The organism is Pusillimonas noertemannii (assembly GCF_003096595.1).
Taxonomy (GTDB): domain Bacteria; phylum Pseudomonadota; class Gammaproteobacteria; order Burkholderiales; family Burkholderiaceae_B; genus Pusillimonas; species Pusillimonas noertemannii.
The window spans coordinates 32,785-59,697 of sequence record NZ_QEKO01000006.1; the positions used below are offsets into that span (position 1 = coordinate 32,785).

The 26,913-nt window shown below is 62.2% G+C and carries 24 protein-coding genes and 1 pseudogene; 12 read left to right on the top strand and 13 right to left on the bottom strand.

Annotation, left to right across the window (positions count from 1 at the left end; all coding sequences use genetic code 11):
- Positions 1–156: 156 nt before the first annotated feature.
- Complete coding sequence (locus C7440_RS16500) at positions 157–1,359, top strand: cupin domain-containing protein (RefSeq protein WP_116519277.1); 1,203 nt, start codon at positions 157–159, stop codon at positions 1,357–1,359.
- 7 nt (positions 1,360–1,366) lie between these two features.
- Entirely contained in the window at positions 1,367–2,884 is a 1,518-nt protein-coding gene (locus C7440_RS16505) for an ethanolamine ammonia-lyase reactivating factor EutA (RefSeq protein WP_116519278.1), read from the top strand.
- Positions 2,885–2,964: 80 nt separating this feature from the next.
- On the opposite strand, the gene C7440_RS16510 is transcribed toward C7440_RS16505, so the two are convergent.
- From C7440_RS16510 to C7440_RS16525, 4 genes are all read right to left on the bottom strand, one after another.
- Positions 2,965–3,702 carry an RNA polymerase sigma factor gene (locus C7440_RS16510; protein ID WP_116519279.1) on the bottom strand — a complete coding sequence of 246 codons (738 nt, stop codon included), beginning with the start codon at positions 3,700–3,702 and terminating at the stop codon, positions 2,965–2,967.
- A 78-nt stretch (positions 3,703–3,780) separates the two neighbouring features.
- Positions 3,781–4,512 (bottom strand): GTP cyclohydrolase I, encoded by a 732-nt coding sequence (gene folE / locus C7440_RS16515; protein ID WP_165832628.1) that lies wholly within the window; start codon positions 4,510–4,512, stop codon positions 3,781–3,783.
- Between the two features lie 61 nt (positions 4,513–4,573).
- A complete protein-coding gene (locus tag C7440_RS16520; RefSeq protein ID WP_116519281.1) occupies positions 4,574–5,098 on the bottom strand; it encodes a plastocyanin/azurin family copper-binding protein in 525 nt (174 codons plus the stop codon).
- A complete protein-coding gene (locus C7440_RS16525) occupies positions 5,095–5,529 on the bottom strand; it encodes a DUF5602 domain-containing protein (RefSeq protein ID WP_243410957.1) in 435 nt (144 codons plus the stop codon). The genes C7440_RS16520 and C7440_RS16525 overlap by 4 nt, the downstream gene beginning before the upstream one ends.
- 272 nt (positions 5,530–5,801) lie before the next feature.
- Between C7440_RS16525 and C7440_RS16530 the strand changes: the two genes are divergently transcribed.
- Positions 5,802–6,911, top strand: a complete 1,110-nt coding sequence (locus tag C7440_RS16530; RefSeq protein WP_116519283.1) for an alpha/beta fold hydrolase — start codon at positions 5,802–5,804, stop codon at positions 6,909–6,911.
- A gap of 69 nt (positions 6,912–6,980) precedes the next feature.
- On the opposite strand, the gene C7440_RS16535 is transcribed toward C7440_RS16530, so the two are convergent.
- The 9 genes from C7440_RS16535 to C7440_RS16575 form a co-directional block, all read right to left on the bottom strand.
- Positions 6,981–7,493, bottom strand: coding sequence for an FtsZ/tubulin family protein (locus tag C7440_RS16535; RefSeq protein WP_017525645.1), 513 nt, complete (start codon positions 7,491–7,493; stop codon positions 6,981–6,983).
- Positions 7,494–7,539: 46 nt separating this feature from the next.
- Entirely contained in the window at positions 7,540–8,718 is a 1,179-nt protein-coding gene (locus C7440_RS16540; protein ID WP_116519284.1) for a CobW family GTP-binding protein, read from the bottom strand.
- An 8-nt stretch (positions 8,719–8,726) separates the two neighbouring features.
- On the bottom strand, positions 8,727–9,836 hold the full coding sequence (locus C7440_RS16545) for a zinc-dependent alcohol dehydrogenase (protein ID WP_116519285.1): 1,110 nt from the start codon (positions 9,834–9,836) through the stop codon (positions 8,727–8,729).
- A gap of 103 nt (positions 9,837–9,939) precedes the next feature.
- Positions 9,940–10,803, bottom strand: a complete 864-nt coding sequence (locus C7440_RS16550; protein WP_116519286.1) for an HpcH/HpaI aldolase family protein — start codon at positions 10,801–10,803, stop codon at positions 9,940–9,942.
- A 22-nt stretch (positions 10,804–10,825) separates the two neighbouring features.
- Complete coding sequence (locus tag C7440_RS16555; protein ID WP_116519287.1) at positions 10,826–11,878, bottom strand: amidohydrolase family protein; 1,053 nt, start codon at positions 11,876–11,878, stop codon at positions 10,826–10,828.
- Positions 11,875–12,756 (bottom strand): alpha/beta hydrolase, encoded by an 882-nt coding sequence (locus C7440_RS16560; protein ID WP_116519288.1) that lies wholly within the window; start codon positions 12,754–12,756, stop codon positions 11,875–11,877. Before C7440_RS16560 ends, C7440_RS16555 begins: the two co-directional genes overlap by 4 nt.
- A gap of 36 nt (positions 12,757–12,792) precedes the next feature.
- Positions 12,793–13,638 (bottom strand): 3-methyl-2-oxobutanoate hydroxymethyltransferase, encoded by an 846-nt coding sequence (locus tag C7440_RS16565; protein ID WP_116519289.1) that lies wholly within the window; start codon positions 13,636–13,638, stop codon positions 12,793–12,795.
- A gap of 97 nt (positions 13,639–13,735) precedes the next feature.
- Positions 13,736–14,668 carry a substrate-binding domain-containing protein gene (locus C7440_RS16570; RefSeq protein ID WP_116519290.1) on the bottom strand — a complete coding sequence of 311 codons (933 nt, stop codon included), beginning with the start codon at positions 14,666–14,668 and terminating at the stop codon, positions 13,736–13,738.
- Between the two features lie 114 nt (positions 14,669–14,782).
- Entirely contained in the window at positions 14,783–15,079 is a 297-nt protein-coding gene (locus tag C7440_RS16575; protein ID WP_116519291.1) for a hypothetical protein, read from the bottom strand.
- A gap of 227 nt (positions 15,080–15,306) precedes the next feature.
- Here C7440_RS16575 and C7440_RS16580 point away from each other — a divergent pair, with 227 nt between their 5' ends.
- The 9 genes and pseudogenes from C7440_RS16580 to C7440_RS16620 all read left to right on the top strand — a co-directional run bounded on the left by C7440_RS16580 (position 15,307) and on the right by C7440_RS16620 (position 26,707).
- Positions 15,307–16,359: an ABC transporter substrate-binding protein gene (locus C7440_RS16580; protein WP_116519292.1), complete on the top strand. Its 1,053-nt coding sequence runs from the start codon at positions 15,307–15,309 to the stop codon at positions 16,357–16,359.
- A 106-nt stretch (positions 16,360–16,465) separates the two neighbouring features.
- Entirely contained in the window at positions 16,466–17,296 is an 831-nt protein-coding gene (locus tag C7440_RS16585) for an IclR family transcriptional regulator (RefSeq protein WP_017525635.1), read from the top strand.
- 169 nt (positions 17,297–17,465) lie between these two features.
- Positions 17,466–18,455, top strand: coding sequence for a substrate-binding domain-containing protein (locus C7440_RS16590; RefSeq protein WP_026068179.1), 990 nt, complete (start codon positions 17,466–17,468; stop codon positions 18,453–18,455).
- Between the two features lie 929 nt (positions 18,456–19,384).
- Positions 19,385–21,250: an ethanolamine ammonia-lyase reactivating factor EutA gene (locus tag C7440_RS16595; RefSeq protein WP_116519293.1), complete on the top strand. Its 1,866-nt coding sequence runs from the start codon at positions 19,385–19,387 to the stop codon at positions 21,248–21,250.
- A gap of 83 nt (positions 21,251–21,333) precedes the next feature.
- Positions 21,334–22,011, top strand: coding sequence for a class II aldolase/adducin family protein (locus C7440_RS16600; protein ID WP_017525390.1), 678 nt, complete (start codon positions 21,334–21,336; stop codon positions 22,009–22,011).
- Positions 22,012–22,291: 280 nt separating this feature from the next.
- On the top strand, positions 22,292–24,037 hold the full coding sequence (locus C7440_RS16605) for an ABC transporter permease (protein ID WP_017525389.1): 1,746 nt from the start codon (positions 22,292–22,294) through the stop codon (positions 24,035–24,037).
- A 37-nt stretch (positions 24,038–24,074) separates the two neighbouring features.
- A complete protein-coding gene (locus C7440_RS16610) occupies positions 24,075–25,199 on the top strand; it encodes an ABC transporter ATP-binding protein (RefSeq protein WP_017525388.1) in 1,125 nt (374 codons plus the stop codon).
- A gap of 45 nt (positions 25,200–25,244) precedes the next feature.
- Positions 25,245–26,075, top strand: a pseudogene (locus C7440_RS20250) (NAD(P)-dependent oxidoreductase); the annotation flags it as partial.
- Between the two features lie 20 nt (positions 26,076–26,095).
- Entirely contained in the window at positions 26,096–26,707 is a 612-nt protein-coding gene (locus C7440_RS16620; protein ID WP_218940715.1) for a cupin domain-containing protein, read from the top strand.
- Positions 26,708–26,913 lie beyond the last annotated feature (206 nt).

Below are 26,913 nucleotides of genomic sequence, written 5' to 3' on the forward strand. Positions count from 1 at the left end.
AGGTGAAAAGGCCGCGCCCCTGGGCGCGGCCTTTTTTCGCGCTTTCACATTGACATTTGCGCAGGCTTTGTCTACGATTTTACTATAACAGAACGCAATTCTATATATCAGAACATTGCTGGGGTATGCAACGCCCGGCCCGCACGGAGGAAAGACATGCCGCACGACAAGGACCGAACCCACTGGCACGAGCCGGCAGGCCATAAAAAGGCGGGGTTCGGCAAGTTCAAGAAGCAGCCCACGCCCTACGACGCCTTCATGGAAGAAGAAGGCATACCGGTGTACCGCGACCTGGGCATCAGCAAGGTGCAGAACCTGCCCCTGTATCCCTGGAAGCGCAAGGGCGGCCGCGGCCACTATATCCAGCTGTACGGCACCGAGGGCAAGTGGGGCTGCTACGTGGTCGAGGTGCCGCCCGCGGGCGCCCTGAACGTTGAAAAACACATGTACGAAGAGATCTTCCTGGTGGTCGAGGGCCGCGGCACGACCGAAGTCTGGCAAGAGGGCGACACCAAAAAGCACGTATTCGAATGGCAGGCAGGCTCGATGTTCTCCATTCCGATGAACGCGATGTATCGCATCGTCAATGGAACCAACAGCGGAGCCCTGTTGCTGGCCGGCACCACCGCGCCCAATGTGATCAACATGATCAACAACTTCGACGCGGTGTTCAATAACCCGTTTGTCTTCCGTGACCGCTTCAGCGGCGCGGAAGACTTTTTTAAACCCAAGGACGACATCGAGCCCGACCCGGTGCGCGGACTTGCCATGCGTCGCACGAACCTCATCCCCGACGCGATGAACTGCGAACTTCCACTCGACAATCGCCGCTCGCCCGGCTATCGGCGCATCGAGCCGTTCATGACCAACAACGTCTTCTACTTCTGGATAGGCCAGCACGAGAACGGCCGCTATTCCAAGGCCCACGCGCATACTTCGGCGGCGGTGCTGATCTGCCTGAAGGGCAAGGGCTATACCTATACCTGGCCCGAAGAGCTGGGCGTCAATCCCTGGAAGGACGGGCACGGCGACAAGGTAAGGCGGCTCGACTACGAGCCGGTGGGCATGGTCACCGCGGCACCCGGCGGCGCCCGCTGGTACCACCAGCACTTCAGCGTGTCAGAAGACCCCTTCCGGCTCACGGCTTGGTTCGGCCCCCACAACCCGGGCCGCGATCCCGGGCCCCCGGGCGAGAAGCACACCGACTACACCGCCATTGACGTCAACGAGGGCGGCACGGCCATTCCCTATTCTATGGAAGACCCGTTCATCCGCCAGGAGTACGAGGCGCTGCTCAAGCAAAACGGGGTGACCAACCGCATGAAGCCCGAATGGTACGAGCGCTCGTACGACAAGTGAGCCGGCAATGAGCGACAGTTCGGGCGGACGCATATTCTTCAGCAACATGGGGCGCAGTCTCGAAGAAGAAGACGAGATCCGCCTGGTCAGCGTAGGCGTGGACATCGGGTCGTCGACCTCGCACCTGGTGTTCTCGCGCATCGTGCTCGAGCGGCTCGACAACCGCTACATCGTGTCCGAGCGCGTGGTGCTGCACGAGTCCGACGTGCTGCTTACCCCCTATGCGCAAGACCAGACCATCGACGCGGCTGCGCTGGGGGCCTTCATTGACCGCCAGTACGAGCTGGCGGGGGTCGAGCCGTGCAACATCGACACCGGGGCGCTGATCCTCACCGGGGTGGCGGTAAGGCGCAGCAATGCCCGGGCCATTGGGGAACTCTTCGCCTCGCAGGCTGGCAAGTTCGTGTCGGTCAGCGCCGGCGACGGGCTGGAGGCCACGCTTGCAGCCTATGGCTCGGGTGCCATGGCGCGTTCCATCCGCGAAAACTCGCGGGTCATGAACATCGATATCGGCGGCGGCACGTCCAAGATCGCAGTGTGCGAGGCGGGCGAGCTCGTCGAGATGACGGCGGTGGACGTCGGCGCGCGCATCGTTTCCTTCGACGGCCAGGGCCGCGTGCAGCGCATCGAAGAAGCGGGCCGGCGCTTTGCGCAAGAAGCCGGGTTGAGCCTGGAACTTGGGCAGGTGCCCGACGAAGCCGGCCTTGGGCGCATGGTTGAAATCATGGCAGACTGCCTGATGGAGGTCGTCCGGCAGCCCGAACTGGCCGAAAGCACGGCCCAGCTGCTGCGCCTGGACCCTTTGCGCAACGCTCGCATGCCCGATGCCATCACGTTCTCGGGCGGGGTTTCAGAATACATATACGGCCGCCAGGCGGCTGGCTTCGGCGACCTGGGCGCACGCCTGGCCCAGGCCATGCTGGACCGCGTGGCCGCCTGGGGGCCCGCCTTGCACCAGCCCGAGCAGGGCATACGCGCCACCGTGGTGGGGGCTTCGCAATACACGATACAGGTCAGCGGCAGCACCATCTATGTCGAGCCGCTCGATGCGCTGCCCCTGCGCAATGTGCCGGTCATCAGCCCCGATCTCGACCTGGCGCCCGAGCAACTGGATGCCGAAGGCATCGCGCAGGCGATCGCGGCGGCGCTGCGGCGCCTGGACCTGCACGAGGGCGACCGGCCGGTGGCGCTGTGCTACCGCTGGCAAGAATCGGCCATGTACGGACGCATGGACGCGTTCTGCCGGGGCGTGTCCGAAGGCCTGTCGCGGCATCTTGCCAAGGGACAGCCCTTGATCCTGGTGGGCGAAGGCGACATCGGCGGGTTGATCGGCATGCATTTGAAGCAGGTGCTGGGCATGAAGAACACGATAGCCTCGATCGACGGCATCGCCCTGAAGGAGTTCGATTTCATCGACATCGGCAAGATGCTCGACACGTCGGGGGCGGTGCCGGTGGTCATCAAGTCGCTGGTCTTCCCTTCCAGTGCGGCGCTTGGCAGGGTTGTCGAGGCCGATTCTGCATAGCTGCTGTTGCGCAAGCTGCATGGCTTGGGCATTTTGACCAGGCATTGCCGCTTGCGCCCCCATTTTGCAAGCAAGGCAAACTACACCAGGTTTTCTCCGGCCGAGCCGTTCTTTCCAGGAAAGCGTAGAAACTTGCCTTTTGCCAGTACGTTGCCTACGATTCGATCGCATCGTTTACCGTCGAATGAAAAAGCTTCGTCCAATGTCATGTCAATGTCGCTCGCCAGGCCTGTGCGCAACAGGTTGCGGGCGCGAAAGAAGCGAGTCCGCACCGTAGCCTCGGGTATCTTCAACGCCAACGCAACCTCTTGCGCTGTCATTTCTTCGATGGCGCGCAACACAAATACGGTTCGGTATAGATCAGGCAGCAGGTCAATGCGCGTTTCGATGATCGTGCGCAGCTGAGCCCGCATTGCGAGCCGTTCGGGCTGTCGATTGTCGTTTTCCACCAGCGAAGCCTGGATTTCAGGATCAAACGAATTCATAGCCGCATCCAGTGGGAGAATTTGAGCCCCTTTGCGCCGCAAGCGGCCAAGAGCTTCGTTGACGACCACTCGTACCAGCCATGTCGAAAGCTTGGCATCCGAGCGGAAGCCCGCCAGTCCGCGCCAGGCGCTCAGATAGGCTTCCTGCAGTGCATCTTCGGCGTCGGCGTCATTGTTCAAGATACTGCGCGCGGTTCGGAACAGCAGCTGGTTGTGGCGCCGCATAATCACTTCGAAGGCATCTTCATTGCCGTCCGCGGCGTATGCGATGAGCTCTTTTTCAGGCGTGTGCTCTGAAAAGGCTCCGTGTGTCGGTACTTGTGCGTTTTGCATTGCCGTTCCAAATAATCAATTTCCATAGGCTGGATCCAGTCGCCGTAGAACCCCTTGGCCAGAATCTCAATGGACCATTCAAGCATTTCCGTTGCTCAGCAGGCCGAAAAATTCCCGCCGGAGCGCTGCGTCTGCGAAGAGGGCGCCCCGCATGACAGAATTCTTCATCAATGCGCCATCGTCCTTGACCCCTCTCCAGTGCATACAAAAATGGCTCGCCTGCATGACGACGGCCAAGCCATCTGGCTGCATGCGGCGCTCTAGTTCATCGGCAAGCATAACCACGGCCTCTTCCTGTATCTGTGGGCGGCTCATGACCCAGTCGCAGAGACGGGCGTATTTGGACAGGCCGATCAGATCCGAGGATGCGTTGGGCAGTATGCCTATCCACACTTTGCCCAGAATGGGACATAAATGATGTGAACAAGCGCTGCGCACTTTGATAGGCCCTACAACCATCAGTTCATTCAACCGGGATATATTGGGGAAGGCGATTATCGGCGGAGCCGGCTCGTAGCGTCCATGGAACACCTCGTTGATGAACATTCTGGCGACGCGTTGGGCGGTGTCGACCGTATTGTGGTCGTTCTCGACATCGATCACCAGGGCTTTCAGCATCTCGCGTACGCGAGCCTCCACCTCGGTATGCAGTGCCTGCATTTCTCCATTTTCTATGAACGCGGAAATGTTGTCGTTGGCATGGTAACGGTGCTTGGCTGCGATCAATCGAGAGCGGATTCGGCTGGATACATTTGTTGTTTGAATGAATTGGTCTTGTTCAGCGGCAGGGGCGGGTAACGTTGCAAACATGGATAGTATGAAAACCTGATCTAAGAGTATGGGTGAACCATCAAGCCACCGTTTCGTTCATTTATTTCACCTGGGTATCTTTCAGGATGCTGTCTACGGAAGGAAAGCCCGCCACCGCGGCGGCCGGCAATAACGCATCGGTAGCGGCGTATGGCCGTACCGACGCATCCACTTCACCGACCACGATACGTCCTACCATGCCCGCATGCTCATGCGGGATGCAGAAGTAGTCATAGACTCCGGGTGTGTCGAATGCAATCACGAATGATTCATCAGGCATCAGATAATCGGAGTCCCAGGATTTTGCTTCGTTGGGAATCCGCAGCGGCTTGCCGTTGTCAGGATGGTAGGCCGTGACCGTATGGACATTTCCTGCTTCGCGATTGACCCATCGAACGGCTTGGCCGGGTTGTATTAATAGGCCACGCGGGCGGAACCAGACATGAGAGCCGGTCGGAGTGCCTGACATACTGATTTCGATCTCGTTTGCTGCACCGGCCCGCCGTGAAACAGTGGCCGCCAGCAGCAGACCCGCACCCGACAACAGCAGCAGGCGTCGGCGGGGGGCATGGGAGAGAGTTTTCATTTGGCCACTCGGTTTTCCTGATCAACCGGAACATTCCAAAGTACGATGTGAATGTGCGGCTCGGCGACCCCTGGATGGCCTGCGTTGTACATGATGTCGACATGATCGACAGAGCCGGCGGGGGCCTTCAAGTCGTTCAGATGCATATCGGACGTCATCAATGACAGGGGGATCATGTAGGTGGTGTTCACCAGGCTGCCGTCGTGGTCGTACCCCAGGAAAGGGCCTGCGGGCAAGGTGTCGGCGTTGACAAAAAGCTGGCCCATGCCGGGGATGAAGTCGGGCAGCTTCACCAGTGAACTGACCGCTTTATATGGGGCCGGGGGTGGGGCGTTGAGCACGGAAGGCTCGGCGGCCATGGCGCCAGGAACACCCAAAGAGAAAGCGAGGACAGCTGCAGCGGCAACTGTCGTAAGAATGGGACGAATCATGAGACGGCTCCAGAATGCATGACGGAAATCGCCACGCTCACCCATTGGATGCAGTCAGGCTCGATTCTGTTTCAAGATTTTTTTCGTCGAGACTACAAGGTATGCCGCTGGCTGCGTTTCCACCAGGCACCGGTTCGGATTCACGTGACCTTGCCAAAGCGCAGCCGCATGGACAATAGAAAGAACCACGTTCCCATGCGATTAAGCTAAGCTGCCCGAATGGAAGCGATGCAAGTATCCCGGACATCACGAACCGCCCAGGTTGCGCAAGAATGAGCACAGACACCAGACATCAGGCGTCAAGCAGCACTGTTCTATACGGCCCCAATCGGGCAGGCTTTGCTCAGCTGCATCCCTCGATCGAGCCATTCGATGGAGGATGGCTTGAAGAGCAAGACGGGCACCGGGTCTATTGGGAGGCCAGCGGCAATCCGCAAGGCGAAGCCGTTTTGCTGGTGCACGGAGGGCCGGGCGGCGCGATCTGGCCGCGCGACCGGCGTTTCTTCGACCCCCGCCGGTATCGCATTATCGCGTTCGACCAACGGGGCTGCGGCCGCTCTACACCCAGCGGCGAACTGCGCGCCAACACCACGGCACATCTCATCAACGACATGGAGCGCCTGCGCATCCGCCTGGGTGTGGAGCGCTGGCTGCTGTTCGGAGGCTCCTGGGGGGCGACGCTGGCGCTAGCCTATGCGCAGGCGCATCCGGCGCGCGTCAGCAAGCTGGTGCTGAGAGGCGTGTTCCTGGCCCGCTCCGGCGAGCTGCGCTGGCTATACCAGGGCGGCGCGGCGCACATGCATCCGCAGGCATGGCGCGAGTTTCTGCGGCCCATACCCGAGCCGCAAAGAAGCGACGTCGTTGCACGCTATGCCGCTCTCCTGGCCGGCCCAAGGACAGCGGCGGCGCTTGCCTTGGCCAGGGGCTGGTGCGCATGGGAAGAAGCTTTGATGGTCGGGGCGAGCCGGGCCGCCGTTCCAGAGGGCCTGACGCGCATCGATATCGTCACTGCAGGCAGTGAGGCCGACAGCGCCGAAGGCGTGGAACATGCTCATGATGGGAATGATGTGGACGCCGGGGATGCATCTCTTCATTCCGGCGGCCTGGGAATCTGGGTCGCGGCGCGCATTGGCGCGCACTACCTGGCGCATGGCGGGTTTCTTCCAGAGGGGGCCTTGCTTGCCGGCGCGGCTCGGCTTGGCGGCATGCGAGGTTCCATCATCCAGGGCCGCTACGACCTTGTGACGCCCCTGGCGACGGCCTGGGCCTTGCACAAGGCATGGCCGGGGTCGATGCTGCGCGTGGTCGAGGGCGCGGGCCATGCCTCGGACGAGCCCGGCATTACGCGGGCACTGCTCGAGTCTGTCGACGGTTCCGCCTGAGCGGTGCGCCGGCGCCGCGAAAGGCCGTAGGCCGGCCGCGGGGTTCCATGGTGCGGGACTCTATCTTTTTCAAGCGCCCAGCTCGGTCAGCATGTCGGGCACATAGCTTTCGTCCGAGGCGATGACCAGCATGTCGGAGGCGGCGCGCAGGGCGCGCAGTTCCGCGTGCTGCTCGTCGGTGACGATGGCGCCCGCCACCAGGATGCCGGTGGTGATGATGCCGCGCCGCTGGGCGGCCTCGCGGATGCGGGGCGCACATGACAGGTCGTCGCCGCTGCAGGCGACGATGAAGATCATCTCGGCGTCATCCAGCGCCGACGGCGCCTGGGCCAGGGGGCTGTCGGCTTCCGCCAGGCTCAGGGCCTGGACGTTTCTCCAGCGCTCGATGGGCAGGGCGGAAACCAGGCGAGCCCCGCCACTGTGCAGGCCGACCAGCTTGATGTGGCGCGGGCGCGAATTGGGCGCGTTGATGCGGTTGCGCGTGTCGCTGTTGGCGCGGGCATTGCTTAGCGGCTGGACCAGCGAATGGGGCGGCAGGTGATGGTATTGGCGGGCTTGGCTGTACAGGGTGGTGAACGACATGGAGTCCTCGCTGTTGCAACGTGGGGGCGGGCGCCTTGGAGCGGCGCTAGGGCGATTCGGCGGCGCAGGCCTCGAAGGCCTGAGGCAGCCCTTTTTCTTCGAGCTTGCGGCCGATGAAGACCAGGCGGCTGCAGCGCTGTTCGCCGGGCCGCCAGGGGCGCTGCCAGTCGCCTTCCAGCAGCATGTGCACCGACTGGAACACCAGGCGCCGATCGTCGCCCGCCACGTCGATGATGCCCTTGGCGCGCAGGATGTCGGCGCCCTGCTCGGTTACCAGCCGGCCCAGCCAATGGCTGATCCGCGCCTCGTCCATGGGCCGGTGCGAGGTCAGCGAGATGCTGGAAATGCCGCTTTGATGGATGTGGCTGGCTTCATGGGCGTGCTCGTGCTCATGGCCATGATGATCGTGATCATGGCCGCATTCGTGGTCGCAGGCTGTAGCGTGATCGTGTCCGCAACCATCGTGATCTTCTTCGCATTCATGTCCATGATGGGCGTGGGCACTGTGCCCGCCCTCATGCGCATGATCGTGCGCATGCGGCGCCGGGGCCTCTTGCATCAGCGTGCCGATGCGGTCGATGTCGAAGCCGCCGCGGTTCAGGATGCTGTCCAGGGCCACGTCGGCGCGCCGGCTGCGATGGATGGGCGCCAGCGGGTTCAGGCCGCGCAGCAGGGATTCGATGCGGGGCAGTTCTTCCGCGCCGACGAGCTCGGTCTTGTTGAGCACGATCTGGTCGGCAAAGGCGATCTGTTCGGCGGCGTCCGCGCTGTGCTCGAGCTGGCGGCGTATATTGTGCGCGTCCACCACGGTGGTGACGGAATCCAGGCGCGTGCGGGCCAGCAGGCTCTGGTCGACCAGAAAGGTCTGGGCCACGGGGCCGGGGTCGGCCAGGCCCGTGGTTTCGATGATAATGGCCTCGAAGCGCCCGGGCCTGGCAAGCAGGCCGTGCAGCGTGCGTATGAGGTCGCCGCGCACGGTGCAGCATACGCAGCCGTTGTTCATTTCGAACAATTCTTCGTCGGTGTCCACGACCAGTTCGTTGTCGATGCCGATCTCGCCGAATTCGTTGACGATGACGGCATAGCGGCGGCCGTGGTCTTCTGAAAGAATGCGGTTCAGCAGGGTGGTCTTGCCCGCGCCCAGGTAGCCGGTCAGTATGGTGACCGGCAGGCGATCGTCCGGCGCCGCGGGCGCCGGGTAGGGGTGGCGGGAAGCTTCCTGCATGGCCCGGCCTACATCCAGGGCATGAGTGAAACGTGCACCACGTCCTTGGCGCCTTCGCCGCCCACCGACTTGATGGCGTACTCGGTGTCCTTCAGGCCGAAGCGGTGCGTGGTCAGCAGCTCGAGCGGGAAGCGCTTCGACGCCAGCTGCTGCAGGGCCAGTTCGCAGGCGCGGTAGCTGTGGCCACGCGCGCTCTTGATGGTGATGTACTTGGTGGTGACCTTGCCGATGGGAAAGTTGGGAAAGTCGGCCATCTCGCCCTGTATCAGCAGCGTGCCGCCCTTGCGCTTGAGGGCTTCGACGCCCAGCAGTATGGCCATGGTGCCGGCGCCGGCCGTGCAGTCCAGTGCCACGTCCACGCCCTTGCCGCCGGTGATCTCCATGATGCGGGCCAGCGGGTCTTCGGCCTGCACGTCGATGACGTAGTCGGCGCCCAGCTTCTTGGCAACCTCGAGGCGGGCCTTGTCCTTGGTGGTTCCGGTGACGATGATGAGCGATGCGCCGGCTTGCTTGCATGCGATGGTCTGCGACAGCCCCTGCTGGCCCGGCCCCTGTATCAGCACGGTGGAGTTATAGCCCACCTGGCAGTCGAACAGCGCCCACTCGATGCCGTTGGCCATGGGGGTGACCAGGCCCGCCAGCTCGGGGGTGACGCCCTCGGGCACCTTGTGTATCACGGCGTTCCAGGGCAGGTACATATATTGGGCGAAGCCCCCCCACAGATGGGGCGGTTTGTCGGAGGTGGAATAGCCGTAGCGGATGCCGTCGGGGTTGCTGCGCCAGTCGGTCAGCTCGCAGTGGCGGTACTCGCCCTTGTGGCACCACTCGCACTTGCCGCAAGAGACGTAGTGCTCGACGAACACCAGGTCGCCTTCCTTGAAGCCCTTGCGGGCCACGAACTCGGGCCCCGCCTTCACGATGTGGCCGATGTTCTCGTGCCCCATGATGACCGGGCCGCCGGTTTTGAGCGGTTCCTTGAACATCTTGACGTCGGTGCCGCAGATGCCTGCGACCTCGACCTTCATCAGGGCGCCGTCGACAGGAATGTCGGGCATGGGAAACTCCTGGAGCTCGATCTGATTGGGACCGACCTTGACTGCTGCTTTGACTGTTTCCACTTTGCTTCCTTCAAGTGTTTCTTCGTTAGGCGATGTTTGGGCTACGGATAGGTTCATGGTCTTCCAGAGTTCTTTCGGTGTCGGGCGTTGGCGGAGCGGCCGGCTAGCCGCGGCCGGCGAGCGTGCGCGCCTGGTCCAGGTTGGCAAAGCTGCGCGGAGCGGCGCACATCAGAAAGCGGTACCCCTCGTCGATGACGCGCTGGGCGTTGGCGGGCGTGACGTGCGGATGGCCCACCACCACGTCGTGCTGGCGGCAGATCGACACCACCTGGGCCATGGCGTCGAGCACTTCCTTGTGCTCGGTCTGGCGGGGGTAGCCGAGTTCCTGGCTGAGGTCGCCCTCGCCGATCAGCACGGCGCCGATGCCGGGTACGTTCTTCAGCATGTCGGGCAGGTTCTGTATGCCCGCTGTGTCCTCGATCTGGATGACGACGAAGATCTCGCCCTGCTTGGCCAGCGGCCAGACGTCGGCGCGTTCGTAGTATTCCTGCTGGCTGATGCCCCAGTAGCGGGTGGCCTGCATGGGGCCGTCGCCGCGTATGCCGGCGGGTTCGTACAGCGGCTTGTCCTTCAGGCGCGGATAGCGACAGGCGGCCACGGCGTTGTAGGCTTCTTCGACTGTGCTGATGTGGGGCCACACGATGCCGTAGCAGCCCAGGTCCAGGGCCTGCTTGGCCAGGAACTGATTTTTCTCGATGCCGTTGGCCGGCACGCGGGCCAGTGGGGTGACGGCGGGCGCCACCGAGCCCGAACGTGCTATCTGGCCGCGGTTGAGCAGGAACTGCAGGCTGTTGCGCAGGGCGGCGATGTCCCAGCCGCGATGCTCGCCTTCGAAGACCACGCTGTCGTAGCGCGATGCCTGCAGTTCGACGGCGGTCTCGATTTCGCAGGGCGCGAACAGCGAGAAGGCGTGCTGGCCCGATTCGAGTGCGCGGATGATGCCGTTGAGGCGCGGAATGCTTTGCATGAAGAGTCCTGTGTGGTGGGCCTTATGGCTTGTTGGCGGCCTCGCGGCCCGGGTGCCCGCGCTCTTTCAGGCGGGCGTCCAGGCGCGGGTAGACCCGGCGGGCATTGCCTTCGAAGATCTTGTAGCGGCTTTCTTCGTCCAGGCTTTCGATCTGGTCGAGATAGCGCTTGGTGTCGTCGAAGGGGTGGCCCGTTTCCGGGTCTATGCCCTTGACCGCGCCCAGCATTTCCGAGGCAAACAGAATGTTGTCCACCGGCACCACCTTGGTCAGCAGCTCGATGCCGGGCAAGTGGTAGACGCAGGTGTCGAAGTACACATTGTCCATCAGGTGGTCGTGCAGGGGAACGTCCTTGAGCGCCAGGCACAGGCCGCGATACCGGCCCCAGTGATAGGGAACGGCGCCGCCGCCGTGCGGAATGACGAACTTGAGCGTGGGAAAATCCTTGAACAGGTCGCCCTGGATCAATTGCATGAAGGCCGCCGTGTCGGCATTGATATAGTGCGCCCCCGTGTGGTGGAAGTTGGGGTTGCAGCATGACGACACGTGGATCATGGCGGGCACGTCAAGTTCGCACAGCTTTTCGTAGATCGGGTACCAGTATCGGTCGATCAGGGGCGGGTCGGTCCAGTAGCCGCCCGAAGGATCGGGGTTGAGGTTGACGCCGACAAAGCCGAGCTGGTTCACGATGCGCTCCAGTTCGGGCAGGCAGTTGCGCGGCGACACGCCCGGATACTGCGGCAGTTGCCCCACCGGCGCGAAGTTGTCGGGCAACAGGGTGCAGACGCGATGGATCAGGTCATTCGACAAGGTGGTCCATTCGGCGCTGGTGGCCTCGGTGCCTATGTGGTGGGCCATGCCGGCGGCGCGCGGCGAAAACACGGTAAGGTCGCTGCCGCGCTCGGCCTGCAGCTTCAGTTGCGGCGCCACGCTTTCCCGCAGCTGGTCGTCGGTGATGCCCAGGTCGGTGCTCGAGGGCCGCCGCGCGGGGTCGGCCAGCGCGGCAAGCTGCTTGTCGCGAAAAACCTGCAGCGCCTTGGGTTCGGTCGTGTAGTGGCAGTGAATGTCGATGATCATGATGCAGCTTCCATTTGGCGGCTCTGGCCGGCCGTTTGCAGAAAGCTCAGCAGGCGCGCACCGGTGTCTTCCGAGGTCTGTGCTTCGACCGGAACATTCCATATTTCGGCCTGTGGCAGACATTCTTCCAGGTACCAGGCGGCCGAGGTCGCGTGCGAGGCGTCGCGCCCGGGCACCACCAAGGCAGGGATATCAAGCCGCAGCAGCTCTTCGGGCTCGGCTCCCGGCACCGTGTCGCGGTCGATCAGCGTGCGCGCCATCGAACTCACGACCAGCTTGTAGGCGTCGACGTTTTGGCCTGCATAGCGTTCGGCGAAGGCCGGGTCGTTGGCGATGACAGACGCCCAGGGGCCGCCGCGCGGCTCGGCGCCGAAAGGCTTGGGGTCGGCCTTGACCAGGTCGACCACACCTTGCAGCCCGCGCTCGTGCACATAGGCCAGGTGGCGGGCAAAGCGTTCATGGCCGCTGATGCGGTACTTGGCACCGCCCACCGGCCAGTACAGGATCATGCCCAGCGTGCGCTGGGGGTGGGCCACGGCAAAGGCCGCCACCGGGCAGCAGCCCATGCAGCCGCCCATAAGAAAGGCCTGGTCGAAGCCCAGATGGTCCAGCAGCCCCGCGCCCTGGGCCACGTAGTGCGACCAGCCCACCCTCTCGACTCTTCCGCCCGAGCGGCCGGTTTCACGGCGGTCAAAGATAATGCAGCGGTAATGCTTGCTGAGATGGTCCAGCGGCTTGACCTTGGCGTAGATGCCCAGCGACGACCATTGGTCCAGGGTGGCATTGAAACCGCCCGGCGAAAACATGAGCAGCGGCGGCCCCGACTGACCGACGACTTCATATCGGGTCTCGATTCCGTCGATGATAGTGCTTGCCATTGAACAATATCCTTATGATGTTGCGGGCCGGCGGCTTCAGGCAGCCGGCTTGGGTGCGGGAGCGGCGCCCTTGATCTGGCGCGCCGCCCGCACGTCGGATGAATACTCGGTGATCGCGTCGAGCACGATGCGGGCCACGTTGGCATAGTTCTCGGTGGGCGAATCGATGGCGCTGGCGGCATAGCCGATGGCCGCGTTGACCATGCGCATGCGTCCGTCCAGCCATGGCCCCCCGCCAAAGCCGCCGATGACGGGAATGGACACGGCCTTGGCGACCGCCTCGCCCGCCACCGGCCCCGAGTTGGTGAAGTCAAGCAGTGAGGCGCCGGCCGCCTCGAGCCGCTGCGCTTCTTCGACGAAGCGGGCGGTGAGCTCGGGCGGAATCTGCGCCCCGGGCTTGGCGGCGTTGCTGTATTGCAGGCCATACTGCAGCGCGGTTTGCGGCGTGATGCCGAACTGCGCAAAGACGGGGATGCCCGCGCGCGCAATGGCGGTTACCGCCTCGGGAAAGTCGTTGGCGCCATCCAGCTTGACGATGTCGACCCCGCCCTCCTTGACCAGGCGGATGGCTGCGCGTACCGCCTCGGCCGTGCCTTCTTGCAGCGGACCGTAGGGGAAGTCGCAACTGACCAGGGCGCGCTTGACGCCGCGCCGGACGGCCTTGCATACGACCAGCACTTCTTCCATGGTGATTTCGAGCGGGTTGGGATGGCCCCACAGATTGATGCCCACGGTGTCGCCGACCGACACGATGTCGACGCCGGCGCGATCGACGATCTGGGCGATCTGATAGTCCCAGGCCACGACCCCGACGATCTTCTTGCCGTCGTGCTTCATTTGTTGAAGGGCCGGGATGGTGACGGTGGAATCCTTTGTCTCCATGGATGGTTCTGCCTTGTTCGTAGTGGTGATGGAGTCCGAAGCCCTCGGCTGCGGCCGGCCTTCCGGCCGGACCGGCCCATGCCTTGGGCCTTGGAACCTAGGCCTGCACGGGGACGAAGAGTTCGTCCGCGGTGAAGGTGCGGTCGATGATCTGCTGTTCGCGCGCGTATCGGATGACCGTCTCGACCATGGCCCGGTTGGGCTCAAGCCCATAAGGCAGCGGGTCCTCGAGGGTCTGCATCACGCGCGCGTAGGTTTGGTCGGCCTTGGTGGGCGAAGTGATTTCACCTTTGGACAGGCGCGCCAGGTAAAGCTGCTTGGCCTGGTCGAAGGCGTCGTAGATGTTCTGTGCCAGCCCGGGTTGGGCCTGGAGCAACTCGTCCTTGACCACGATGGTGTGGTTGATGGGGTAGTGTCCCTGCTCGGCCAGCAGCTTGAAGCCGCGCTCGGTGGCGTCAGGAATGAGCGATCGCAAATCGGGGTGATCGGACGCCACGCCGATGGCGGCGTCCAGTTCGCCCGCCAGCAGCATGGCTTCGAGCGTCTGGCCCTGGGGCATGGAAACCACATTGGAACCGGGACGGAACTCTTCCACATGCTCGTCGCCCGAAAGCACCCAGGTGACGCGGCCCAGGTCCACGCCGAATTCGTCCTGCATGATGCCGCGCGCCCATACGCCCGTGGTGACGGTATACCCGCGGTTTACGCCCACCTTGCCGCCTTCGAGCTGGCGCGGGTCGGTAATGCCCGACTTGGCGTTGACCAGTATGGCGCCATGATGAAAGGCGCGCACCACGAAGATGGGCAGGGCCGTAAAGCGCTTGCCGTGCGATTTTGCGCAGATATAGGTGGTAAGCGCCATTTCGCTGACGTCGAACTCCAGCCCGCGCACCATGCGGCGAAAGGCCTTGATGATGGGGCTGACTTCTTCAAACCGGAACGCGAACCCGCGCGGCTGGACGGTGCCGTCCTTGAGCGCCTGGGTGTGCCCCAATGTTTGTATGGCGGTTGTCAATTCAATATCTGCCATGATGCATTTGTCTCCGTGATGCCTGACGGAATTCTAGGATGAAAATCAGGCCAAGGCAATAAATTTGAAACGCCGTTCGTTATAACGGAACGTTTTGCATCGCCCCGGCGCTTTTCAACAGCAGTCGCAGCCGTATCCTTCGGGAACGACGAGGGCGGGCTTCATCCAGCGGAACGGCACGTCGTCCTCGTCCACCTGGTCCAGGGGCTTGAACACCTTGAACTGATGGCGCGTGTCCGGGGTGGTCCAGAACACCACCACTGTTTCCAGGGGCGGGCAGCCGGGGGATGCGCAAGCCACTTCGGTGACCATCAGCGGCATGTCTTCGTCAAGCTCGAAGCGTTCGCGGGTGATGGCCTTGACGCGTTCCATCGACGCGAGATGGGAGGCATCGCGCCGGAAGGATCCCATTCTGCCGGTGCCTGAAAAGGCCCCAAAAGGAGAGTGACTGGAAGCGCCCATGAATTGGAGTGCCTTGCGTGGATGCCTGGCGGCGAATATTTTCCATTATACAGAACGTCGTTTCATTTTAATTGATCCTGCTTGAATATGTCCGTACAATGATCAACACAACAGGCGTGCCGCAGCTGCAGGCAGGTCCAGAACGAACGAGACAACAACGCTGAGCGGAGGAAAGCATGAACAACAGGTGGGCGGTATGGACGCTGGCGCTGGCATCGGCAATAGGCCTTTACGTCCCCGGCGCGCAGGCGCATCAAGATGCCTCTGCCAACGAGGCCATCTACCAGTATCAGGGCCCAGACCGCGAGCAGAAGCTGGTCGAAGCGGCCCGCAAGGAAGGCGAGCTGAACCTGTATACCTCCTTGGCCACGTCCGAGTCGCGTCCCCTGGCTCAGGCCTTCGAAGACAAATACGGCATCAAGGTCAACCTGTGGCGCTCCACCAGCGACAAGGTGGTGCAGCGCGCGGTTACCGAAGCGCGCGGTGGCCGATACGCCGTCGACGTGGTGGAAACCAATGGTCCCGAAATGGAAATGCTGGCGCGTGAAAAACTGCTGGCCCACTTCGAAAGCCCGCATATCGCCGACCTGCCTGACAACGCACGGCCCGCGCACGGCCTATGGGTAACCGACCGCCTCAATTTCTTTGTCGTGGCGTACAACACCAAGCTGGTCAAGGCCGGCGAACTGCCTGACCAGTACGAAGGCTTCCTCGACCCCAAGTGGCAGGGCAAGCTGGGCCTCGAGGCGACCGACGTCGAATGGATGGCCACCATCATCAAAGAGCGGGGCCGCGAAGAGGGCGAGGCCTTTTTTCGCAAGCTGGCGGCCATGAAGCCGGACGTGCGCAAGGGCCACGTGCTGCTGGCCGAAATGGTGGGAGCGGGCGAGGTGCCGGTGGCGCTTACCGTCTACAACTCCGAGGTCGAGTCCATCATGCGGCGCGGCGGGCCGGTGGCCTGGAAGCCCGTGCAGCCCGTGGTGGGCAGGCCGCAAGGCATAGGCGTGGCGCTTAACGCGCCCAATCCTCATGCCGCCCTGCTGTTTGCCGACTTCGTGCTGTCGCACGAGGGACAGGAGTTCTTTCATTCGGTCGGGCGCATTCCCGCCAGCCAAAGCGTCAAGACCAACCTCAAGGATTTTCCCTACATCATGGTCGATCCTGCCACGGTGCTGGACGAGCACGATAAATGGTATGAACTATGGCGCGAGTTATTCATTGCCCGCTAGCTTATTGCCCGCCAGGTCGGGCGGCTTGCGGGGCCTTTGATACGGCTGCGGCGGGCCTGACTTTACGCTACACTGCTGTTCTGTATAACAGAAAAGGATGGTGTTTATGGAACAGGGTGCCAAAGTATTGAAAGCCGCCAAGAAACCGGCCAAGCCCAAGACGCGCCTGTCGTCCGTGGCCAACGCTATACGCATCATCAAGGTCTTTTCTGATGACGAGTATGAAATCGGCATCAGCGACCTGGGCAAGCGCCTGACTCTGCCCAAAAGCACGGTCCACCGCCTGGCCAGCACGCTGGTCGACGCGGGCATGCTCGAGCAGAACGCCGAGAACGGCAAGTACAGGCTGGGCCTGACCATATTCGAACTGGGCTCGCTGGTGCGCCGCAAAATGGACTTCTCCAACGAAGCCAAGCCTTATCTGATGGAACTGCGCGAAAAAACCGGTGAAACCGTATTGCTCAGCGTGCTCGAGCACAGCAGCATGCTGGTGATCAACAGCCTCGAGAGCAAATATTCGGTACGCATGACAGTCGATGTCGGCGTGCGCCGGCATGCCTGCTACACCGCTGCCGGCAAGGCCTTGCTGGCCTTCCAGCCGATCGAGGTCGTGGACGAGATCATCGCCCAGGGCTGGGAGGCCGAAACCGACAACACCATCACCGATCCGGCCGCCTTCCGCCAAGAGCTGGCCGATATCCGCAGCTCGGGCTATGCCCTCGACGACGAAGAAGGCGAGGTCGGCCTGCGCAGCATCGGCGTGCCCATTCGCGACCATGGCGGCAATGTGGTGGCAGCGGTCAGCGTGGTGGGGCCGTCGCAGCGCCTGACCAAGCGCATACTGGCCTCTTACGTATCCGACGTCGTGTCGGCCGGCGAGGCCATTTCCCTGCGCCTGGGCTACCAGCCCTTGCGCAACGCGCGCCGCCGGGCCTGACACCGCGGCCCTAGCGGCTGCCAGCCGCCAAGCCTGGCTTGGCGGCTATTTTTGAAGCAACATAAAATTACAGAACGCAATTCAGTATAGCGGAACAAAGGCGGATGACCGCCCGGATCTTTCAACAATGGAGCCCCGGCGCTGGCCGGGCAGAAGGAAAGGAGACAAAGTGTCCAAGCTGAGAATGACATTTGCATGTTGGAACTACGATCGCACCCGCGCCCTGATGGACGGCAGCGTGCAGCCCGACGGCATCGAGCTCAACTACCTGAACATGCCGGTGGAAGAAACGTTCTTCCGCATGCTCAGGCACAGGGAATTCGACGTGGCCGAGATGTCGCTGTCCTCTTACACGGTATCGCTGTTTCGCGACAGCCCCTTCGTTGCCATACCGGTATTTCCATCACGCTTCTTTCGTCATTCGTGCATCTATGTCAATGCCGACAGCGGCATCAAAGAGCCCAAGGACCTGATCGGCAAGCGGGTGGGCAACCCCGAATACCAGATGACGGCCCCTGCATGGATACGCGGGATACTGTCGGACGAATACGGCGTGCCGGTGAACGGCGTCACGTATTGCACGGGCGGTGAAGAGCAGCCCAACCGGCCCGAGAAGCTGAAGCTGGACCTTCCGCCCGACATAAAGGTAGAGCCCATCGGCCCCGACAAGACGCTGTCGGCCATGCTGGCCAGCGGCGAGATCGACGCCCTGTACACGGCCCGCATGCCTTCTTCTTATCTGAATTCGGGCGGCAAGGTCAGGCGATTGTTCGAAGACTATGTGCCGGTGGAGCAAGAGTACTTCAAGCGCACGGGCATCTTCCCCATCATGCATACGGTGGTGATACGGCGCGAGATCTACGAGCGCGAGCGCTGGGTGGCGCAGTCGCTGTACAAGGCTTTCTGCCAGGCGCAGCGCATGGCGTACGACGATCTGTATGAAACGGCGGCGCTGAAGACGATGCTGCCCTGGACGACCGCCCACGTGGAGCAGACGCGCCGCGAGATGGGGGATGATTTCTGGCCTTACGGTTTTGCGCGGAATGAGCAGACGCTTGCCACTTTCCTGCGTTATTCGCACGAGCAGGGTCTTTCGAAGCGCCGGCTGGATCCGAAAGATCTCTTCGCTCCGGAAACTCTGGAGGAGTTCCGGATTTGATCCGAGTGTAGCGAGGAGCAAGCCGAAACCGCTAGGTTTGGTTTTGAGCGAACGCAGTGAGGCTCAATCCGAAACCGTCAGGGTTGGATTTAAACGCAGGGCAGCTGCGTTGAATCCGAAACTGTTGGCTTGGATTGAGAGGTGGTTAGTTGGGTTCTTAAGCCGGGCACGGGGCGGGGGGTCTTTTGTAGTCCGCATCATGCGGCCCTTCGGGCTTCCCGAATTTCTCTTGCTCGGCCGGGCGGCGGCAGAACTCAACCTCAGCGCTTCGCGCTTCGGGATTCGGACAGGCTGTCGCCGAAAGCCCCCGGCCGAGCAAGAGAAATTCGGCGCACGCTGGACGGACTGCAAAAGACCCCCCGCCCCATGCCCTGAGAGTTGACCGCACACGGACGGCGGCCGCCCGCATCGAGGAATAGCGTCTTTTCAGCTATACGGCTTTTCAGCTATATGGCTTTGCAGCTTTGCAGCTTTGCAGCTTTGCAGCGTTTTTTCCGCTTTTTCTATATGGACGTTAATCAGAATGGATTGTAAGGAACACGGCGATTGGCTTGTAAGGGGTGCAGCAACATGAGCGAGCAATTGCAGCGAGGGCGGAGCGTGGTGTGTAGTTTGCAGTCCGTCCAGCGTGCGCCGAATTTCTTTGGATTGGTCGGGGGCTTTCGGCGACAGCCTGTCTGAATCCCGAGACGCGTAGCGGCGAGGTTGAGTTCTGCCGCCGCCCGACCAATCCAGAGAAATTCGGGAAGCCCGAAGGGCCGCACGATGCGGACTGCAAACTACACACCACGCTCCGCCCGTCTTAAGAACTCAATAAATCAAACGCTCCTGAACCAACGAACATCACACATCAACAAACACTACGCATCAACAAGCATTAGGCATAAACGAACACCTCAAGCTGCACCCAGAAGTAAAGGAAGAGAGAAATGATTGAAGACAAGAAACCCGACGACAAGAACCCGCCCGCCAAAGGGGGGCACAGCCTGGACGACCATCGCCTGGGCGACTACTACTACGACCACGTGCACCTGCCCGGCGAAGAGTCGGACCACGACCATGACGACTTCGAATCGTTGGGCCCGCTCGAAGACAACCCCATCTGGCAGCAGGACCACGTCACCCTGGTCAGCGTCGGCATCGACATCGGCTCTTCGGGAACCCAGGTGGTGTTTTCGCGTATCAACCTGCGCCGCCTGGGCGAAGACCTTTCCAGCCGTTATTTCGTGGTGGGCCGCGAGACGCTGTACCAGTCGCCCGTGGCGCTTACACCCTACCAGAGCGAAACTCGCATCGACGAAGCGGCGCTGGGAGGAATAATCGACGATGCCTACCAGGCAGCCCGGCTGCATCCGGACGATATCGACACCGGCGCGGTCATCCTGACGGGCGAGGCCCTGAGGCGCGAGAACGCCAAGGCCATTTCCGACGTGGTCGCCGACCGGGGGGGAGAGTTCGTCTGCGCCACGGCGGGGCACCACATGGAATCGATGCTGGCGGCCTACGGCTCGGGGGCGGCGCGCGCTTCCCACGATCTGGGGAAGCGGATATTGAACGTGGATATCGGAGGCGGCACGACCAAGCTGGCCGTGGTCGAGAACGGCAAGGTGCAGGGCACCGCCGCCATCCACATCGGCGGCCGCCTGCAGGTGGTGGACGAACAGGGCCGCATCGTCCGGCTCGACCCGGCCGGGCGCCACCTGGCCAGCGAGGCGGGGTTTTCGTGGAAGCTGGGCGATACCGTCAGCCGCGACGACATGAGCCGGCTGGCGGACTGGATGGCCGACGCCCTGGTGTCGGCGGTGAGCGAGCGTCCGCTGCCGCCCGCCATCGACCTGCTGTACCTGACCGACCCCTTGCCGGATTTCGGTCCGATCGAGGGCGTGATGTTCTCGGGCGGCGTTTCCGAATATGTCTATCAGCACGAAGAGCGCGATTTCGGCGACATGGGCAAGCTGCTGGGCACGGCGCTGCGCAATCGCCTGGACCAGGGCCGCCTGCCCTGGCCGCGGCTGCCCGAGGGCGAGTGCATCCGGGCCACGGCGCTGGGAGCTTCAGAGTATTCGGTGCAGCTTAGCGGCAATACCACCTACATCTCCAGTCCGGGCCGCCTGCTGCCGCGCCGCAATGTGCAGGTGCTGTTGCCCTCTTACGACTGTTCCGGCGACATCGTTCCGGAAGATCTGGCGCTGGCCATCCGCGAGCATTTCACCCAGTTCGACCTGGTCGAGGGCGAGAATGACGTGGCCCTGGCGTTTCGATGGAGCGGCGCGCCGTCGTACGTGCGCATCCGCGCCTTTGCCGACGGCATCATCCAGGGAATGAAGTCGACGCTGGCCCAGGAAAAACCGCTTTACCTGATTCTGGACGGCGACCTGGCCCACACCCTGGGCGCATTGCTGCGCGAAGAGCTGGAGCTCAAGAGCGAGGTGCTGGTCATAGACGGGGTCATTCTGTGGGACTTCGACTATATCGACCTGGGCCGCATCCGCATGCCTTCACAAACCGTGCCCGTCACCGTGAAGTCGCTGGTGTTCAGCCAGGACCCGCGCACCCCGGCCGGCAATGTGCGCACCGACCTCAAGTACCGTCCGCACGCGCACGAGCACGGCAGCCGCCCTCATGCGCATCACCACCACGATCACAGCCACGGCCATGACCATGATCACGGCCACGCGCACGGCGAGCAGCAGGGAAGCGGGCAGGCCCACAGCCACGAGCATGAGCACAGCCACGACCATGGCCACGACAGCGGCCATGGACATGACGCCAAGAAGGGCGACGCCCGCAATTGAGGCGAGGCCGCCCGGGCAGGCGGTGGCCGGCCCGGGCGTCACATAGAACAAGCATTGGCGGCATATCGCCGCAAGGAGGCCGCGTGGAGACAGATCACGGCAAACTCAGGCAGATGCTGGTCGACGCCATCTCGATGATGGAACGGGCCGGCATCATCGACTTCAACGGGCATTTCAGTGCCAGGCTGCCGGGTGACCGAATGCTGATCAATTCCGGCAAGTCGGTGCGAAGCGCCATGACGGTGGACGATATCGTGGCCATCGACATGGACGGCAAGCTCGTCGAAGGGGATGCGGTGCCACCCATGGAATTCCACATCCACGCGCAAATCTACCGCCGCAGGCCGGATGTAAACGCCGTGGTGCATACGCACCCGTATTGGTCTACCCTGTTCAGCATGGCGGACCAGCCGGTGCTGCCGGTCATCATGCAGGCCGCGGTGCTGGGACAGATCCCCGTTTTTCCCAAGACGGCGTCCATCAATACACGCGCCTTGGGCCAGGAACTGGCCGAATGCCTGGGCGATGGCAGGGTGGCGATGCTCAAGTCGCATGGCGCGGTGGCGGCAGGCAGCGACATTGTTGAGGCTTTTGTTCTAGGGGTTTACCTTGAGGAAACGGCCCAGAGGCAGTACATGGCGTCCCGGTTGGGGTCGGTAACGGTTCTCGATACGGAACAGGTGCAGGCTATTTCGCGCAACCTCTGGAAGCCCAATCTGTTGCGCAAGGTTTGGGATTACCACTATGGAAAACGGGGCTGAGCCGTGCTTTTCCCCTTCGGGCCATTGTTGCCCGGTCTATATTCACTGTACTGAATAATTGAGGCCAAGCCCCATTTCATGCGGGTTTTAAGAGGTTTTTCAGTTTCTTCTTACGGCATGAATATGGGTCAATTTTTATTGACACCGCTTTAAAGCATTGGTAAATTACCCAGGGTCTACTATACAGACCGACGATCCGTATAGCAGAACAAACATTAATTCAATCAGAAACTGAAGCCGGATACAGGGCATCCGAGCTGTTCAGCAAGGAGACGTAGCAATGGAAGTAGTCGCCAAAGCAAACGTGCGACCGGAAGCCAAGCCTCCGCTATGGCGGCGCCTTGACTTGAAATGGATCATCATCGGGGTCTGTGTAATTGGGGTCGCCTATCTGGCGCTCATGCCGCTGTTTTTCCTGTTGTGGCAAAGCTTCTACACGCCCGAAACCGCATCGGCGCCGGCCCAGTTCACGCTTGCCAACTACACCGATGCCTATACCAGCGTCGAAACACTGCGCCTGCTGGGCAACTCGATCTGGTTCGCAACCGGCACCGCGGCGCTGGCCTTCGTGGTCGGAACCGGCCTGGCATGGATGAACGAACGCACCAACACGCCGTTCAAGTCGCTGTTCTTCGCACTGTCCATCATTCCGCTGATCATCCCGGGCATTCTGTTCACCGTGGCCTGGATCCTGCTGGGCAGTCCCAAAATCGGCATCTTCAACCTCTTGCTGCAGAACTGGTTCGGCACCGATTACGTCTTCATCAATGTGTATTCGATGTGGGGCATGATCTGGGTCGAGGGCCTGCATTACTCGCCCATGGCCTTCCTGATCATGACGGCGGCGTTCCGTTCCATGGATCCTTCGCTGGAAGAATCGGCCCTGATGAGCGGCGCCAGCGTGCGCCAGATCGCATGGCGCATTACGCTCAAGCTCACTTGGCCGGCCATCTTCGCCACCATACTCATCCTGTTCGTGCGGGCCATCGAGTCCTTCGAGGTGCCGGCGCTGCTGGGCCTGCCGGTGGGCATACAGGTCTTCACGTCCTCTATCTACCAGGCGATACACCAGTATCCCAGCAAGGTGGGCCTGGCTTCGTCCTATGCCGTAACGCTGCTGCTCATCACCACGGTCGGCGTCTACCTGCAGTCGCGCCTTTCAAGCAGGGGCAACAAGTACTCCACCGTCACGGGCAAGGGCTATCGTCCCCGCGCCATGGACCTGGGCAAATGGCGCTATCTCACGGCGGCCATCTTCATCGTGTACTTCTTCCTGATCGTCGTGCTGCCCTTCCTGGTGCTGGTGTGGTCTTCGCTGCAGAAGTTCTATAGCGTGCCCTCGATGGAAGCCGTGAAGAACCTTACCTTCGACGCCTACCACTTCATGCTCGACTACCCGACCCTATGGGATTCGGTATGGAACAGCCTCGTGCTGGCCCTGGGCAGCGCAACAATCATCATGCTGGCCACCTCGGTGATCTGCTGGATCGTCGTCAAGACCAAGATGCCCGGCCGCTGGCTGCTGGACAACATGGCGTCCCTGCCCATGGTCTTCCCGGGCCTCGTGCTGGGCCTGGCCATCATGGTGTTCTACCTGAACTTCGACATCGGCATCTACGGCACGATGTGGATCATGTTCATCGCCTACGTCACGCGATTCCTGCCTTACGGCCTGCGCTACAACACCACGTCGATGCTGCAGATCCATAAAGAGCTCGAAGAATCGGCGGCCATGAGCGGCGCGTCGTGGGGCACCACCTTCTGGCGCATCATCCTGCCGCTGCTCAAGCCGGGCCTGATGGCGGGCTGGATCTACATCGTCATCGTGTCCATACGCGAGCTGTCCACGTCCATCCTGCTGTACAGCCCGGGCACCGAGGTCATTTCGATCATGATCTGGGAGCTGTGGGAAAACGGCCAGTACGTCGAGCTTTCCGCCCTGGGCGTCATGTTCATCATCGCGCTGTTCGTGCTGGTGATGATTGCTCAGCTGCTGGGCAAGCGCTTCGGCGTCAAAGAATCCTGATGAAAACCGAGAAACGAATTCCAGTTGGAGACAAATCATGTTGAGCGTGCAAAACCTGTACACCGAGTATCCCAATGACAAGGGCGAGACCGTCAAGGCCGCCCAGGACATCTGCTTCGAGGTGCCCGAGGGCAAGCTGTTCACCCTGCTGGGCCCCAGCGGCTGCGGCAAGACGACCACCCTGCGCTCCATTGCCGGGCTGGAGCGTCCGAAGTCGGGCGTGATATCGGTCAATGGCACTACGGTTTATTCATCGGCAAACAATGTGTTCGTCGCGCCCAACCGCCGCAACTTTGGCATGGTGTTCCAGTCTTACGCCATCTGGCCGCACATGAACGTGTTCCAGAACGCCGCGTTCCCGCTCGAGGTGGGCACCAAGCGTTTCAGCAAGAAAGAAATCCACGACAAGGTCATGCGCGTGCTCACGGCCGTCGGCCTGGACCAGTTCGCCGACCGCGAGGCCACCAAGATGTCGGGCGGCCAGCAGCAAAGGCTGGCGCTGGCGCGCGCATTGGTCATGGAACCCAAGCTGCTGCTGCTGGACGAGCCTCTTTCCAACCTCGACGCCAAGCTGCGCGAACGCATGCGCTTCGAGCTCAAGCGCATGCAGCGTGAACTGGGCCTTACCACCATCTACGTGACCCACGATCAAAGTGAGGCACTGGCGCTTTCCCACGAGATCGCGGTCATGTCCACGGGCCGCATTGCGCAAATCGGCACGCCGCGCGACATCTACGAGCGGCCTCGCAACAAGTTCGTGGCCGATTTCGTGGGTCTGACCAACTTCATCGAGGCCACGGTCGAAGGGCCCGACGAAGGCGAGAACAGCTATCGCGTCTCGACCGGCATCGGCCAGCTGAAGACCACGGCCTACGACTCGTTCAGTAAAGGCGATGCCGCCGTAATCTCGGTGCGTCCGGAAGACATCCGGGTACACGAGCACCAGCGGCCCGAAGGCGTCAACGTGTTCGAGGGCACGGTGGCCTTCAAGGTGTTCCTGGGCGAATACCTCGACCTGCAGATCAAGGTGGGCAACCGCGAAGTGCTGGCGCGCGCCCATCCTTCGATCAAGGCGCCCGTTGGCGACAAGGTGTATCTCAGCCTCGATCCCGCCAAGTGCATCTGCATTGTCGACGACCCCAAGCTGAAGAAGGCCGCCTGAGCGGGGCGCACAGAGTATGAAGATGCTTTCCGCCAATCTGCACGCACGAGCCGAAGGGGAACACGCATGGCCAAGGTAGGACTCATCGGCGCCGGGCGCATGGGCATGCCCATTGTCGGGCATCTGCTGCGCGCGGGTTATTGCACGCTGGTCAGCGAGCGCAACCCGGCCGCGGTCGAGCGGGTGACGCAATTGGGCGCCCAGTGCGTCGAAACGTCCGCCCTGGCGGCGGAGTCCGACTTCATCCTGCTGTGCGTGGGCTACGACGCCGAAGTGCGCGCCCTGCTGGACGGCCCCGACGGCATTCTGAGCAATGCGCGGCCGGGCACCATCGTGGCGGTGCTGAGCACCGTGCATCCCCGCACGGTGCGCGAACTGGCCGCCCAGGCGGCGCCCCGCGGCATCCACGTGGTGGATTCCACGGTATGCCGCGGAGGACGCGCCGCCGACGAGGGCACCCTGCTGTCCTTCGTGGGCGGCGAGGCCGAGGTCGTCGAGCGCCTGCGCCCGGTGCTGTCGTCCTATTCGTCCGACGTCGTGCATAGCGGGGGCGTGGGTACGGCCCAGGTGTCCAAGGCCGTCAACAACCTCATATTGTGGGCCTGCCTGGTGGCCAACCACGAAGGCATGGCCCTGGCCAACCGCTACGGCGTCGACACCGACGCCCTGCGCGAGGCCCTGATGAGGAGCAGCGCTGTCAATGGCGCCCTGGGCAACTGGGGCAAGCAGTCCATGGCCTGGGCCCAGGACGACATGAACATCGTGGCCGAGATGGCCGACGACTGCGGCATCTCGTTGCCCCAGTCGGGCCTGGTGCGTGAAATCTGCCGCACGCTCAGGCCGCGGCGCTATCAGATAGAGCAGTACGGAAGCTGAAAAAGGAACGGAGTGAAGCAATGAAGACAGAAACGTCGACCAGCGCGGTGACCGACCGGGAAACCTCCGGCGAAGAGCCCGTGCGCAAAGATCTATACCACAGCAACAAGAACCGCGTGTTCGTGCGAGCCATCGCCGGCCCCTACAACCTGAAGGACGAGCTGACCCGCCTGCGCTCCATGCCCCGCGTGCGCAAGGGCAAGGAACTGCGTTTCGTCGACGGCCCGCAAGCGTACAGCCGCCACTACATCGAGCCCAAGGACGGCATCACACAGACTTTTCACCTGCATCTGGAAGAGTACGGCCCGGGCGGCAAGTCGCAGAAGCACGGCCACGTGAACGAGGCGGCCTTCTACATTCTCGACGGCGTGGGCTACGAGATCCACGACGGCGTCCGCTACGACTGGAAGGCGGGCGACGTGGCCATCGTGCACAACAACTGCGTACACCAGCATTTCAACGCCGACCCCGAGAAACCGGCCCGCGCCCTGGTCATCAAGACCAAGCCCATGTACCTGTTCATGAACATGCTGTTCCAGTACCAGGTAGAGCCGCGGTCGGACAAGGCGGCGCCGGGGGGCGAGGGCTTCGAGCCGCGCCATCTCGAAGACAACTACAACCACGCGGATTGAGCCGCGCGGACCGATCAACGAAACAAGGAGCTAAGCATATGGCATGGGGAGAATCCAAGGCCTGGTTGGCCGGAGAGCTGAACCAGGGTCTTTATCAGGATTTGCTTGAGGACGCGGCGCAGTTGCCTGGGCTGCAGTCCAAGCGCAAGAAGGTGGTGCATCCGGAGGAGATGCCCTGGGAGATGTCGCGCCAGGGCCTGCTCAAG

Coding starts and splice junctions, on each gene's coding strand:
- C7440_RS16535 (WP_017525645.1), bottom strand. CDS start 7,493: ATGTCGTTCACCACCCTGTACAGCCAAGCCCGCCAATACCATCACCTG.
- C7440_RS16500 (WP_116519277.1), top strand. CDS start 157: ATGCCGCACGACAAGGACCGAACCCACTGGCACGAGCCGGCAGGCCAT.
- C7440_RS16505 (WP_116519278.1), top strand. CDS start 1,367: ATGAGCGACAGTTCGGGCGGACGCATATTCTTCAGCAACATGGGGCGC.
- folE (WP_165832628.1), bottom strand. CDS start 4,512: ATGTTTGCAACGTTACCCGCCCCTGCCGCTGAACAAGACCAATTCATT.
- C7440_RS16555 (WP_116519287.1), bottom strand. CDS start 11,878: ATGATCATCGACATTCACTGCCACTACACGACCGAACCCAAGGCGCTG.
- C7440_RS16595 (WP_116519293.1), top strand. CDS start 19,385: ATGATTGAAGACAAGAAACCCGACGACAAGAACCCGCCCGCCAAAGGG.
- C7440_RS16550 (WP_116519286.1), bottom strand. CDS start 10,803: ATGCAAAGCATTCCGCGCCTCAACGGCATCATCCGCGCACTCGAATCG.
- C7440_RS16565 (WP_116519289.1), bottom strand. CDS start 13,638: ATGGAGACAAAGGATTCCACCGTCACCATCCCGGCCCTTCAACAAATG.
- C7440_RS16580 (WP_116519292.1), top strand. CDS start 15,307: ATGAACAACAGGTGGGCGGTATGGACGCTGGCGCTGGCATCGGCAATA.
- C7440_RS16530 (WP_116519283.1), top strand. CDS start 5,802: ATGAGCACAGACACCAGACATCAGGCGTCAAGCAGCACTGTTCTATAC.
- C7440_RS16520 (WP_116519281.1), bottom strand. CDS start 5,098: ATGAAAACTCTCTCCCATGCCCCCCGCCGACGCCTGCTGCTGTTGTCG.
- C7440_RS16605 (WP_017525389.1), top strand. CDS start 22,292: ATGGAAGTAGTCGCCAAAGCAAACGTGCGACCGGAAGCCAAGCCTCCG.
- C7440_RS16610 (WP_017525388.1), top strand. CDS start 24,075: ATGTTGAGCGTGCAAAACCTGTACACCGAGTATCCCAATGACAAGGGC.
- C7440_RS16560 (WP_116519288.1), bottom strand. CDS start 12,756: ATGGCAAGCACTATCATCGACGGAATCGAGACCCGATATGAAGTCGTC.
- C7440_RS16620 (WP_218940715.1), top strand. CDS start 26,096: ATGAAGACAGAAACGTCGACCAGCGCGGTGACCGACCGGGAAACCTCC.
- C7440_RS16525 (WP_243410957.1), bottom strand. CDS start 5,529: ATGATTCGTCCCATTCTTACGACAGTTGCCGCTGCAGCTGTCCTCGCT.
- C7440_RS16510 (WP_116519279.1), bottom strand. CDS start 3,702: ATGCAAAACGCACAAGTACCGACACACGGAGCCTTTTCAGAGCACACG.
- C7440_RS16570 (WP_116519290.1), bottom strand. CDS start 14,668: ATGGCAGATATTGAATTGACAACCGCCATACAAACATTGGGGCACACC.
- C7440_RS16540 (WP_116519284.1), bottom strand. CDS start 8,718: ATGCAGGAAGCTTCCCGCCACCCCTACCCGGCGCCCGCGGCGCCGGAC.
- C7440_RS16585 (WP_017525635.1), top strand. CDS start 16,466: ATGGAACAGGGTGCCAAAGTATTGAAAGCCGCCAAGAAACCGGCCAAG.
- C7440_RS16575 (WP_116519291.1), bottom strand. CDS start 15,079: ATGGGATCCTTCCGGCGCGATGCCTCCCATCTCGCGTCGATGGAACGC.